Origin of the sequence: Serratia sp. CY43202 (assembly GCF_052168755.1) — a bacterium.
In the GTDB taxonomy this organism is placed as follows: Bacteria; Pseudomonadota; Gammaproteobacteria; order Enterobacterales; family Enterobacteriaceae; genus Serratia; species Serratia bockelmannii.
Genome location: NZ_JBJNMB010000016.1, coordinates 17,893 through 30,876 on the forward strand (window position 1 = coordinate 17,893; position 12,984 = coordinate 30,876).

Here is a 12,984-nt window from a genome sequence, read left to right on the forward strand (position 1 = left end):
CTGCTGGAACCATAGTAGCAAAGTTTGTCTTAACCCGGCACGAGGCGAAAAAAAACCGCCCCCGAAGGGGCGGTTTATCTGGCGATGGGCCCGGCGTACCGGGCCCGCGGCGCGGATGACGATTACTCGTCGTCGCTGCCGCCCAGGCCTGCGTTGAGCAGCTCGGCCAGGTTAGCCGTCGCTTCTTCCGCGCTGACTTGCGGAACAACCGGCGCTTCACCCTGAGCACGGCGACGCATACGATCCTGATGATAAGCGTAACCGGTACCGGCTGGGATCAGACGGCCCACGATAACGTTCTCTTTCAGGCCACGCAGTTCATCACGCTTGCCGGCTACGGCAGCTTCGGTCAGAACGCGCGTCGTTTCCTGGAACGATGCAGCGGAGATGAAGGACTCGGTCGCCAAGGAAGCCTTGGTGATACCCAGCAGATCGCGCGAGAAGGTTGCCGCGATTTTACCTTCAGCTTCCAGCTGACGGTTGGCAATCTTGACGCGAGACACTTCAGCCTGCTCGCCTTCCAGGAACTCGGAGCCACCAGCGCTAACGATGGTGCCTTTACGCAGCATCTGACGAACGATAACTTCGATGTGCTTATCGTTAATCTTAACGCCTTGCAGACGGTAAACTTCCTGCACTTCGTTGGTGATGTAGCGGGTAACCGCATGCACGCCACGCAGACGCAGAATGTCGTGCGGAGACTCTGGGCCGTCGGAAACGACGTCACCACGTTCCACCACTTCGCCTTCGAACACGTTGAGCTGACGCCATTTCGGGATCATCTCTTCGTAAGCGTCGCTGCCGTCCAGCGGAGAGATCACCAGGCGACGTTTGCCTTTGGTCTCTTTACCGAACGAGATAATCCCGCTGATTTCAGCCAGGATTGCCGGCTCTTTCGGACGACGTGCTTCGAACAGGTCGGCAACGCGCGGCAGACCACCGGTAATATCCTTGGTACCGCCGGATTCCTGAGGAATACGCGCCAGGGTATCACCCGCACCGATCTGAATGCCGTCTTCCAGCTGAACGATCGCTTTGCCCGGCAGGAAGTATTGAGCAGGCATATCAGTACCTGGGATCAATACGTCTTCGCCCTGAGCGTCAACGATTTTCAGTGCCGGACGCAGGTCTTTACCGCTACCGGTACGCTCTGCGCTGTCCAGTACGACCAGAGAAGACAAACCGGTCAGTTCGTCGGTCTGGCGAGTAATGGTCTGGCCGTCAACCATATCCGCGAAGCGAATGAAGCCGCTGACTTCACTGATGACCGGCATGGTGTGCGGATCCCAGTTAGCAACGGTTTCGCCGCCGTTAACTTCTTCACCGTCGCCTTTGCCCATCACGGCACCGTAAGGCACCTTGTAGCTTTCTTTGGTACGGCCGAATTCGTCGATCAGTTTCAGTTCGGTGTTACGCGAGGTGATCACCAGCTTGCCCGCGGCGTTCATAACGAACTTCACGTTGCTCAGCTTGAGGCTACCCTTGTTTTTCACCTGGATGCTGGATTCAGCAGCCGCACGAGATGCCGCACCACCGATGTGGAACGTACGCATCGTCAGCTGTGTACCCGGCTCACCGATGGACTGTGCCGCGATAACGCCGATGGCTTCACCTTTGTTGATGATGTGGCCACGTGCCAGGTCGCGACCGTAGCAGTTTGCACACACACCAAAGTCGGTTTCACAGCTCACTACGGAACGGACTTTAACGCTGTCGACAGAATTCTCTTCCAACAGGTCACACGCCTTCTCGTTCAGCAGGGTGTTGCGTGGCACCAGAATGTCCGCCGTACCCGGCTTGAGGACGTCTTCTGCCGTCACACGGCCCAGAACGCGTTCACGCAGCGGCTCTTTCACGTCGCCACCTTCGATAACCGGAGTCATCAGGATGCCGTCGTGGGTGCCACAGTCGTCTTCGGTCACAACCAGATCCTGCGCCACGTCAACCAGACGACGGGTCAGATAACCGGAGTTCGCGGTTTTCAGTGCGGTATCCGCCAGACCTTTACGAGCACCGTGGGTGGAGATGAAGTACTGGAGTACGTTCAGACCTTCACGGAAGTTCGCGGTGATTGGCGTTTCGATGATGGAGCCGTCCGGCTTCGCCATCAGGCCACGCATACCGGCCAGCTGACGAATCTGAGCGGCGGAACCACGCGCACCGGAGTCGGCCATCATAAAGATGCTGTTGAAGGAAACTTGCTGTTCCACTTCGCCGTCACGGTTAACCACGTCTTCTACCGACAGGTTTTCCATCATCGCTTTCGCAACGCGTTCGTTCGCTGCAGCCCAGATATCGATCACTTTGTTGTAGCGTTCGCCGGCGGTAACCAGACCAGACTGGAACTGCTCCTGGATCTCGGCAACTTCGGTTTCCGCTTCTTCGATGATCTCTGCTTTCTTGGCCGGGATAACCATGTCGTCGATACCTACGGAAGCGCCTGAACGGGCTGCGTAAGCAAAACCGGTGTACATGATCTGGTCAGCAAAGATAACGGTCGGCTTCAGGCCCAGGATGCGGTAACAGGTGTTCAGCATCTTGGAGATCGCTTTCTTGCCCAAAGGCTGGTTAACGATCGAGTACGGCAGACCTTTCGGTACGATCATCCACAGGATGGCGCGGCCGATGGTGGTGTCGATGATGCTGGTCTGAGAAGTCCATTCGCCTTCGGCGTTTTTGACGTCTTCGGTGATACGCACTTTAACGCGCGCATGCAGAGACGCCAGGCCGGCGCGGTAAACACGCTCAGCTTCTTTGGAACCGTTCAGCACCATGCCTTCGCCCTTGGCGTTAACACAGTCGCGGGTCATGTAGTACAGACCCAGTACAACGTCCTGAGAAGGAACGATGATTGGCTCGCCGTTCGCTGGGGACAGGATGTTGTTGGTAGACATCATCAGCGCACGCGCTTCCAGCTGGGCTTCCAGCGTCAGCGGTACGTGAACAGCCATCTGGTCACCATCGAAGTCGGCGTTATAGGCCGCACAAACCAGTGGGTGCAGCTGGATCGCTTTACCTTCGATCAGAACCGGTTCAAACGCCTGGATACCCAAACGGTGCAGGGTTGGTGCACGGTTCAGCAGTACCGGGTGTTCGCGGATCACTTCGTCCAGGATATCCCAAACGACGGCTTCTTCACGCTCAACCATTTTCTTGGCGGCTTTGATGGTGGTGGCCAGGCCACGCAGCTCCAACTTGCCGTAGATGAACGGTTTGAACAGCTCCAGCGCCATCTTTTTAGGCAGACCGCACTGATGCAGACGCAGGTATGGACCTACGGTGATTACGGAACGGCCGGAGTAGTCAACGCGTTTACCGAGCAGGTTCTGACGGAAACGACCCTGCTTACCTTTGATCATGTCGGCCAAAGATTTCAGAGGACGTTTGTTGGAACCGGTGATGGCACGACCGCGACGGCCGTTATCCAGCAGGGCGTCTACCGCTTCTTGCAGCATACGCTTTTCGTTGCGCACGATGATGTCAGGCGCAGCCAGATCCAGCAGGCGTTTCAGACGGTTGTTACGGTTGATCACGCGGCGATACAGATCGTTCAGATCCGAGGTCGCGAAACGACCGCCATCCAGCGGAACCAGCGGGCGCAGATCCGGCGGCAGTACCGGCAGCACGGTCAGGATCATCCACTCCGGCTTGTTACCGGACTGTACGAACGCTTCCAGCAGCTTGATACGCTTGGTCAACTTCTTGCGCTTGGTTTCGGAGTTGGTTTCGTTCAGCTCTTCACGCAGCTGCTCGCACTCGGCTTCCAGATCCATGTTTTTCAACAGGGCCTGAATAGCTTCCGCACCCATCTTGGCGTCGAATTCGTCACCGAACTCTTCCAGCGCGTCCAGATACTGCTCTTCGGTCAGGATCTGACGACGCTCGAGGTTGGTCATACCGCCTTCGACCACCACATAGGATTCGAAGTACAGTACGCGTTCGATGTCACGCAGCGGCATATCCAGCAGCAAACCGATGCGGGATGGCAGCGATTTCAGGAACCAGATGTGCGCGGTCGGCGAAGCCAGCTCGATGTGGCCCATGCGCTCACGACGCACTTTGGTCTGGGTCACTTCAACGCCGCACTTCTCACAGATCACGCCGCGGTGTTTCAAGCGCTTGTACTTACCGCACAGGCACTCGTAATCTTTTACCGGCCCGAAGATACGGGCGCAGAAAAGGCCGTCACGTTCTGGTTTGAACGTACGGTAGTTAATGGTTTCCGGCTTCTTAACTTCACCGAACGACCACGAACGGATCATGTCTGGCGAGGCCAGAGCAATCTTGATCGCATCAAACTCTTCGGTCTTAGTTTGCGCTTTCAGAAACTTCAATAAGTCTTTCACGGATTGGCTCCTGTCGGAGTTAAACCTGTTGGGTACCCACAACCGCAGTAGGTACCCGTGTGACCTGAACAACCACCCTCAGGCTCCCTTAGGCGGGGAGCCTGAGCCGGAATGACGATTACTCGTCTTCCAGTTCGATGTTGATGCCGAGCGAGCGGATTTCTTTCAACAGTACGTTGAAGGATTCCGGCATGCCTGGCTCCATCCGGTGGTCGCCATCCACGATGTTTTTGTACATCTTGGTACGGCCGTTAACGTCATCCGACTTAACGGTGAGCATTTCCTGCAGGGTATAAGCCGCGCCGTATGCTTCCAGTGCCCACACTTCCATCTCACCGAAGCGTTGACCACCGAACTGCGCTTTACCACCCAGAGGTTGCTGAGTAACCAAGCTGTAAGAACCGGTTGAACGGGCGTGCATTTTATCGTCAACCAAGTGGTTCAGTTTCAGCATGTACATATAGCCAACAGTAACCTGGCGCTCGAATTGCTCACCGGTACGGCCATCGAACAGCGTGATCTGACCGGAGGTCGGGATACCACCCATTTCCAGCAGCTTCTTGATTTCAGTCTCTTTCGCACCGTCAAACACCGGTGTTGCGATCGGCATACCTTTTTTCAGGTTCTCTGCCAGACGCAGCACTTCGTCGTCGCTGAAGGTGTTCAGGTCAACTTTCTGGCAAACGTCGTCGCCCAGATCGTAGGCCTTCTGGATGAACTCACGCAGCTTGGCCACTTCCTGCTGCTGCTTCAGCATCTGGTTGATCTTCTCACCGATGCCTTTCGCAGCCATACCCAGGTGGGTTTCCAGGATCTGACCGATGTTCATACGTGATGGTACGCCCAGCGGGTTCAGTACGATGTCTACCGGCGTGCCGTTTTCATCGTAAGGCATATCTTCGATCGGGTTGATCTTGGAGATAACACCCTTGTTACCGTGGCGGCCCGCCATCTTGTCACCCGGTTGGATCTGACGTTTAACGGCCAGATAAACCTTGACGATTTTCAGCACGCCCGGCGCCAGATCGTCGCCCTGAGTGATCTTACGACGCTTGGCTTCCAGCTTCTTCTCGAAGTCGGATTTCAGTTCGTCGTACTGCTCGGCCAGCTGTTCCAGCTGGTTTTGCTTCTCTTCGTCGGTCAGGCCCAGTTCCAGCCAGCGATCGCGCGGCAGCTTGCTCAGCTTGTCGGCTTCGATGCCACCGGCAACCAGCACCGCGTGGATACGTGCAAACAGGCCGGCTTCCAGGATCTGCAGTTCTTCCGTCAGGTCTTTCTTCGCCTGCTTCAGCTGCATCTCTTCGATTTCCAACGCGCGCTTGTCTTTTTCCACGCCATCACGGGTGAAGACCTGCACGTCGATAACCGTACCGGAAACGCCGTTCGGCACACGCAGAGAAGAGTCTTTAACGTCAGACGCTTTCTCACCGAAGATCGCACGCAGCAGTTTCTCTTCCGGCGTCAGCTGGGTTTCGCCTTTAGGCGTTACCTTACCGACCAGGATGTCGCCGCCGGTCACTTCAGCACCGATATATACGATACCGGATTCATCCAGCTTGGAGAGAGCAGCTTCACCCACGTTAGGGATGTCGGCGGTGATCTCTTCAGGCCCCAGCTTGGTGTCGCGAGATACGCACGCCAGTTCCTGGATGTGGATGGTGGTGAAGCGATCTTCCTGCACCACGCGCTCGGAGACCAAAATGGAGTCTTCGAAGTTGTAGCCGTTCCAAGGCATGAACGCTACGCGCATGTTCTGGCCCAGTGCCAGTTCGCCCAGGTCTGTCGATGGGCCATCCGCCAGCACGTCACCGCGCTCGATTGGCTCACCCAGACTCACACACGGCATCTGGTTGATGCAGGTGTTCTGGTTAGAACGGGTGTACTTGGTCAGGTTGTAAATATCGATACCTGCTTCGCCCGGGTACATCTCGTCTTCGTTAACTTTGATAACGATACGGGAAGCATCCACGTACTGGATCACACCGCCGCGTTTGGCAACGGCGGTTACGCCGGAGTCAACCGCTACAGCACGTTCCATACCGGTACCGACCAGCGGCTTGTCAGCGCGCAGGGTTGGTACGGCCTGACGTTGCATGTTCGCACCCATCAATGCACGGTTGGCGTCATCGTGTTCCAGGAATGGAATCAGTGAGGCACCAACAGAAACAACCTGCTGGGTGGATACGTCCATGTAGTCAACCTGATCGCGGCTGAACAGGCTTGATTCGCCTTTGCTGCGGCAGGTGACCAGGTCTTCTACGAAGCGGCCTTCTTCATCCAGGTTGGAGTTCGCCTGGGCGATAACGAAGTTGCCTTCTTCAATAGCAGACAGGTAGTTGATTTCATCGGTCACCACGCCGTCACGCACGCGGCGGTACGGGGTTTCCAGGAAGCCATACTCGTTAGTCTGTGCGTACACGGACAGGGAGTTGATCAGACCGATGTTTGGACCTTCCGGCGTTTCGATTGGGCACACGCGGCCGTAGTGGGTCGGGTGTACGTCTCGAACTTCAAAGCCGGCGCGCTCACGGGTCAGACCGCCCGGGCCCAGTGCGGAGATACGACGCTTGTGCGTGATCTCGGACAGCGGGTTGTTCTGGTCCATGAACTGGGACAGCTGGCTGGAACCGAAGAACTCTTTCACCGCCGCCGAAATCGGCTTGGCGTTGATCATGTCCTGAGGCATCAGGGTATCCAGATCGCCCAGAGACAGACGCTCTTTCACCGCACGCTCAACACGCACCAGACCTACGCGGAACTGGTTCTCGGCCATTTCGCCGACAGAGCGGATACGACGGTTGCCCAAGTGGTCGATGTCGTCCACTTCGCCCTTGCCGTTACGGATATCGATGAGCTTCTTCATCACTTCGATGATGTCGTCTTTGCTCAGGATGCCCGAACCTTCGATCTCGTCGCGCAGCAGAGAACGGTTGAACTTCATGCGACCAACCGCGGATAGATCGTAGCGGTCTTCGGAGAAGAACAGATTCTCGAACAGGCTTTCGGCAGCTTCGCGCGTTGGCGGCTCACCAGGGCGCATCATGCGGTAGATTTCTACCAGCGAGCTCAGACGATCGTTGGTCGGATCGACACGCAGCGTTTCAGAGATGTACGCGCCGTGATCCAGATCATTGGTGAACAGCGTTTCGATGCGCTTGTGGCCAGACTGGCTCAGTTTGGCCAGCAGATCCAGCGACAGCTCCATGTTGGCTGCGCAGATCAGTTCGCCGGTATTGGTATCGATATAGTCTTTCGCGACCACTTTGCCCGCGATGTACTCTACCGGTACTTCAATGCTCTGAATGTCGTCTTTTTCCAGCTGACGGATATGACGGGCGGTGATACGACGGCCTTTCTCTACGTAGATCTTGCCGTTGGCTTCGATATCGAACGAAGCGGTCTCACCACGCAGGCGCTCTGGCACCAGCTCCATCTGCAGCTTGTTGTCGCGGATTTCGAAGACGATCTTGTCAAAGAACAGGTCGAGGATCTGTTCAGTGGTGTAGTTCAGCGCGCGCAGAATGATGGTCGCAGGCAGTTTGCGGCGACGGTCAATACGCACGAACAGGTTGTCTTTCGGATCGAACTCGAAGTCCAACCATGAACCGCGGTAAGGGATGATGCGTGCGTTGTACAGCACTTTACCCGAAGAGTGGGTTTTACCCTTATCGCTGTCGAAGAATACGCCAGGACTACGGTGCAACTGAGATACGATAACCCTCTCAGTACCGTTGATCACAAAGGTGCCGTTTTCGGTCATGAGCGGAATTTCGCCCATGTAGACTTCTTGTTCCTTGATGTCTTTGACCGTACCTTCAGGCGCTTCGCGCTCATAGATAACCAGGCGCAGTTTTACGCGCAGCGGTGCAGAGAACGTCACACCACGGATCTGGCACTCTTTGACGTCGAAGACCGGCTCACCAAGACGGTAGCTAACGTATTGCAGCTCCGAATTGCCACTGTAGCTCTGGATAGGGAAAACAGAACGGAATGCGGCTTCAAGGCCGTACTGCCCTTCTGGATCTTGCTCGATAAACTTCTGGAACGAGTCAAGCTGGATAGAAAGGAGATATGGTATGTCCAGCACTTGTGGACGTTTACCAAAATCCTTACGAATACGTTTTTTCTCGGTATAGGAGTAAACCATAGGGTTCCTCAGCTCGCTGATCAGTGACCCAATCTGTCCGTCCGATTAGGGACAGTTCATGCAACACCGTTTTGTCGACCGGAAAGCGGGAACACTTTCCGCAATGTCTCTTGCTATCACGCTTAAACCATTTCATCGCGTCTTCCCCCAGAACTCCTGGTAGTGCAAAGACCGCGGTATATTAAGTCGTCAACAGAAACAAACATTGGGAGGCGAAACCAGCAGCCAAACAGTGTGAAACGCTACTGGCGCCCTACAGCGCAAAAAGGCTGGTGACTAAAAAGTCACCAGCCATCAGCCTAAAAGACTAGGCTGCAACCGGAAAGGTTGGCTTATTTAACTTCAACTTCTGCGCCAGCTTCTTCCAGAGATTTTTTCAGAGCTTCTGCGTCATCTTTGCTCACGCCTTCTTTCAGAGCGGCTGGAGCAGATTCGACCAGGTCTTTAGCTTCTTTCAGACCCAGGCCGGTAGCACCACGTACTGCTTTGATAACAGCAACTTTGTTAGCGCCTGCAGCTTTCAGGATAACGTCGAATTCAGTTTTCTCTTCAGCAGCTTCAGCTGGGCCAGCAGCTACAGCTACAGCAGCAGCAGCAGAAACGCCGAATTTTTCTTCCATAGCGGAAACCAGTTCAACAACGTCCATTACGGACATAGCGGCAACTGCTTCCAGGATTTGGTCTTTAGTGATAGACATAACAATTGTTCCTAAAATTCAGAAATAGTTTAAATACGTTAGCAAAGGCTAAGAAAGAGTGGCTTACGCCGCTTCTTTCTGATCGCGTACTGCAGCCAGAGTGCGAACCAGTTTGCCGGCAGCGGCTTCTTTCATGGTTGCCATCAGGCGTGCGATCGCTTCTTCGTAAGTTGGCAGCGTCGCCAGGCGGTCGATTTGCGCCGCTGGGATCAGCTCACCTTCAAAGGCCGCAGCTTTAACCTCGAATTTTGCATTCGCTTTCGCGAACTCTTTGAACAGACGAGCAGCAGCGCCCGGGTGTTCGTGAGAGAATGCAATCAAGGTTGGACCGACAAACGTGTCTTTCAGGCATTCGAATGGAGTGCCTTCAACTACGCGACGCATCAGGGTGTTGCGAACAACACGCATGTAAACGCCAGCTTCACGACCTGCTTTACGCAGTTCAGTCATTTTATCTACGGTAACGCCGCGGGAATCCGCAACAACCGCAGACAGCGCGCCTTTGGCTACTTCGCTGACTTCAGCAACAATCGCTTGTTTGTCTTGAAGATTTAATGCCATTAGCTTTTTGCTCCTGGATTAGCCGGGGAAAATCCCCCGGAACTCACTTCACTCGGCGCTTTGTAAAACGCCACGCCGAGCGGCTTAACACGGTGAGCAGAATCCAGCAAAGACATTCTTTTATAAAAAAGAAAAATTTTCTTAGGCTCTGTCACCGTCTACGCAGGAAGGATTAAGTATCTTGCGATACACCTGCGGTCTTGGACGGAGGCCTGGATAGGCCAGGCTCCAACCGAAAAATCTTTGTTTTGCCTACGGCATAGCCAGTAGCAAAACCTTGGGGCATAAGATTCTAGACAAATCTCGGCCCCAAGTCAAAGCGATAATCGCAAGTGCGATTAGTTCGCTGCAGCAGACAGACCGCTCTGATCGATAGCAACGCCAGCACCCATGGTGGTGGAGAGGCTAACTTTCTTGATGTACATGCCTTTCGCCTGAGAAGGTTTTGCTTTTTTCAGCGCAACCAGCAGGGCTTCCAGGTTTTCTTTCAGCTTGTCTGCGTCGAAATCAACCTTACCGATAGTGGTATGGATGATGCCGTTTTTGTCGTTACGGTAGCGAACCTGACCAGCTTTAGCGTTTTTCACTGCTTCAGCAACGTTCGGAGTAACGGTACCCACTTTCGGGTTTGGCATCAGGCCGCGTGGACCCAGGATCTGGCCCAGTTGACCTACAACGCGCATTGCATCCGGGGAAGCAATAACAACGTCGAAGTTCATTTCGCCTTTCTTGATCTGGTCAGCCAGATCGTCCATACCTACCAGCTCTGCGCCGGCAGCTTTCGCTGCTTCAGCGTTAGCGCCTTGGGCAAATACGGCAACGCGAACGGAACGACCGGTGCCGTGTGGCAGAACGGTAGCGCCACGAACGTTTTGGTCAGATTTACGAGCGTCGATGCCGAGGTTAACGGCAACGTCAACGCTTTCTACGAATTTAGCGGTGGCCAGCTCTTTCAGCAGAGCAACAGCTTCGGTGATGTCATACTGTTTAGTAGCATCAACTTTGTCACGGATCACGCGCATGCGCTTGGTCAGCTTAGCCATCTCTTAATCCTCCACTACCAGGCCCATGGAACGAGCGGTACCTTCGATGGAGCGAGTCATCGCTTCAACGTCAGAACCAGTCATGTCCGCAGCTTTGGTTTCTGCGATTTCACGTACCTGAGCACGAGTCACTTTACCTACTTTGTCTTTGTTCGGCTTACCGGAACCAGACTTGATACCAGCCGCTTTTTTCAGCAGAACTGCTGCTGGCGGGGTTTTGGTAACGAAAGTGAAGGAGCGATCAGAATAAACGGTGATAACAACCGGAATCGGCAGACCTTTTTCAACGCTGTCAGTCTTAGCGTTGAATGCCTTACAGAATTCCATGATGTTAACGCCCTGCTGACCCAGAGCTGGACCCACTGGTGGGCTCGGGTTCGCCATACCAGCTGCAACTTGCAGCTTGACGTAGGCTTGTACTTTCTTAGCCATTTAAATTTCCTCGGTTTGGGTAGTATCGCCTCGTGAGAGGCTCCCCGTGTTTAACCTCGCCAGACAGGCATCAGGCAAGGCATCTAAAAACAAAAGGCGCGAAATTGTAGTTCAATTTCGCGCCTTTGACAAGCGGCAACGGACCGCTTATTGCTGATTATTCGATCAGCCTTTTTCAACCTGGCTGAAGTCCAGTTCCACCGGCGTTGCACGGCCGAAGATGGAAACGGAAACTTTCAGGCGGCTCTTTTCGTAATCGACTTCTTCGACCACGCCGTTGAAATCGGCAAACGGGCCATCGTTGACGCGCACCAGCTCGCCCGGCTCGAACAGCGTCTTCGGACGCGGTTTGTCACCAACCTGCTGCAGGCGGTTCATGATCGCATCAACTTCTTTATCGCTGATAGGCGCAGGACGGTCAGACGTGCCGCCGATGAACCCCATGACACGCGGTACGCTGCGCACCAGGTGCCAGCTGGCGTCATTCATCACCATCTGCACCAGCACGTAGCCAGGGAAGAATTTACGCTCGCTCTTGCGACGCTGGCCACCACGGATTTCAACCACTTCTTCCGTAGGCACCATCACTTCGCCGAACAGCTCTTCCATATCGTGCAGTTTGATGTGTTCACGCAGCGATTGCGCTACGCGACCTTCAAAACCGGAAAACGCCTGAACGACGTACCAACGTTTTTTTGGAGCTTCAGACATTTTAGAACCTCAGGCCAGTAATAAACGACACCAGACGGACCAGAATACCATCCAGTCCCCACAGAATCAGTGACATCACGGCGGTTACCGCGGCAACGATCAACGTGGTGTGTAGCGTTTCCTGACGAGTTGGCCAAATCACTTTACGTACTTCGGTACGCGCTTCGCGGGCAAACGCAACGGTGGCTTTGCCTTTGGTGGTCATCAGAGCCACTGCACCTGCAACGGCGATGATCAGCACAACTGCCAGCGCGCGCAATGGCAGGCTTAAATCACGGTAGTAATAGTTACCGACAATAGCCACAACCAACAGAACGGCGACGATCAGCCACTTTGCCGCTTCCAGGCCGCGTCCGCTCCCTTGAGCCTCGGTATTCGCACTCATAAACCAACCTGTCACAATGATGATTCAGAACAAACAACTTTGCCTCGCATTGCGAGGCAAACCAAACCGATCGGATACCGCAATAGCAATATCCCGGTGTTTTACGCCATGACGTATTCAGTCAATACGGTTTAAGAGCCCATCTCACCAATGATTATGACTGCAAAATCGCTGATGAGATAGGTTCTAGTTCACAGCGTAGAAAAAGGGCATCAAATGATGCCCTTTTACCGCGTGTCGCGTCAAACTTTATCAGCGATTAAGCGATAACTTTAGCAACAACGCCTGCGCCAACGGTACGGCCGCCTTCACGGATTGCGAAACGCAGACCGTCGTCCATCGCGATTGGGTGAATCAGGGTTACAACCATGTTCACGTTGTCGCCTGGCATTACCATCTCTACGCCTTCTGGCAGTTCGATGGTACCGGTCACGTCAGTGGTACGGAAGTAGAACTGTGGACGGTAGCCTTTGAAGAATGGCGTGTGACGACCACCTTCATCTTTGCTCAGGATGTACACTTCAGATTCGAACTGGGTGTGTGGCTTGATGGAGCCTGGTTTAGCCAGTACCTGACCACGTTCGATTTCTTCACGTTTGATACCACGCAGCAGAACACCTACGTTCTCACCAGCACGGCCTTCGTCCAGCAGTTTGCGGAA

Annotated in this window: 8 protein-coding genes and 1 pseudogene; all 9 read right to left on the reverse strand. The window is 54.4% G+C overall.

The features are described from left to right. Positions 1–122 precede the first annotated feature (122 nt). On the reverse strand, positions 123–4,346 hold the full coding sequence (gene rpoC, locus ACJ8J5_RS24300) for a DNA-directed RNA polymerase subunit beta' (RefSeq protein ID WP_025304939.1): 4,224 nt from the start codon (positions 4,344–4,346) through the stop codon (positions 123–125). Positions 4,347–4,464: 118 nt separating this feature from the next. Next, the gene (gene rpoB / locus ACJ8J5_RS24305; RefSeq protein WP_025304938.1) at positions 4,465–8,493 is read right to left on the reverse strand and encodes a DNA-directed RNA polymerase subunit beta; all 4,029 of its coding nucleotides are present in this window, start codon (positions 8,491–8,493) and stop codon (positions 4,465–4,467) included. Positions 8,494–8,825: 332 nt separating this feature from the next. After that, the gene (gene rplL / locus ACJ8J5_RS24310) at positions 8,826–9,191 is read right to left on the reverse strand and encodes a 50S ribosomal protein L7/L12 (RefSeq protein WP_004929903.1); all 366 of its coding nucleotides are present in this window, start codon (positions 9,189–9,191) and stop codon (positions 8,826–8,828) included. A 63-nt stretch (positions 9,192–9,254) separates the two neighbouring features. Next, a complete protein-coding gene (rplJ, locus tag ACJ8J5_RS24315) occupies positions 9,255–9,752 on the reverse strand; it encodes a 50S ribosomal protein L10 (RefSeq protein WP_004929905.1) in 498 nt (165 codons plus the stop codon). A 338-nt stretch (positions 9,753–10,090) separates the two neighbouring features. Further along, positions 10,091–10,795: a 50S ribosomal protein L1 gene (gene rplA, locus ACJ8J5_RS24320; protein ID WP_019456443.1), complete on the reverse strand. Its 705-nt coding sequence runs from the start codon at positions 10,793–10,795 to the stop codon at positions 10,091–10,093. A gap of 3 nt (positions 10,796–10,798) precedes the next feature. Then, on the reverse strand, positions 10,799–11,227 hold the full coding sequence (rplK, locus tag ACJ8J5_RS24325) for a 50S ribosomal protein L11 (protein WP_015376316.1): 429 nt from the start codon (positions 11,225–11,227) through the stop codon (positions 10,799–10,801). Positions 11,228–11,392: 165 nt separating this feature from the next. Continuing rightward, positions 11,393–11,938 (reverse strand): transcription termination/antitermination protein NusG, encoded by a 546-nt coding sequence (nusG, locus tag ACJ8J5_RS24330; protein WP_004929914.1) that lies wholly within the window; start codon positions 11,936–11,938, stop codon positions 11,393–11,395. A gap of 1 nt (position 11,939) precedes the next feature. Next, positions 11,940–12,323 carry a preprotein translocase subunit SecE gene (gene secE, locus ACJ8J5_RS24335; protein WP_004929916.1) on the reverse strand — a complete coding sequence of 128 codons (384 nt, stop codon included), beginning with the start codon at positions 12,321–12,323 and terminating at the stop codon, positions 11,940–11,942. A 259-nt stretch (positions 12,324–12,582) separates the two neighbouring features. Continuing rightward, positions 12,583–12,984: pseudogene (tuf, locus tag ACJ8J5_RS24340) on the reverse strand (elongation factor Tu); the annotation flags it as partial.

What these genes read in the sequence shown, in the direction of transcription:
- rplK (WP_015376316.1), bottom strand. Translation starts at nt 11,227, where the DNA reads ATGGCTAAGAAAGTACAAGCCTACGTCAAGCTGCAAGTTGCAGCTGGT.
- rplL (WP_004929903.1), bottom strand. Translation starts at nt 9,191, where the DNA reads ATGTCTATCACTAAAGACCAAATCCTGGAAGCAGTTGCCGCTATGTCC.
- secE (WP_004929916.1), bottom strand. Translation starts at nt 12,323, where the DNA reads ATGAGTGCGAATACCGAGGCTCAAGGGAGCGGACGCGGCCTGGAAGCG.
- rplJ (WP_004929905.1), bottom strand. Translation starts at nt 9,752, where the DNA reads ATGGCATTAAATCTTCAAGACAAACAAGCGATTGTTGCTGAAGTCAGC.
- nusG (WP_004929914.1), bottom strand. Translation starts at nt 11,938, where the DNA reads ATGTCTGAAGCTCCAAAAAAACGTTGGTACGTCGTTCAGGCGTTTTCC.
- rpoB (WP_025304938.1), bottom strand. Translation starts at nt 8,493, where the DNA reads ATGGTTTACTCCTATACCGAGAAAAAACGTATTCGTAAGGATTTTGGT.
- rplA (WP_019456443.1), bottom strand. Translation starts at nt 10,795, where the DNA reads ATGGCTAAGCTGACCAAGCGCATGCGCGTGATCCGTGACAAAGTTGAT.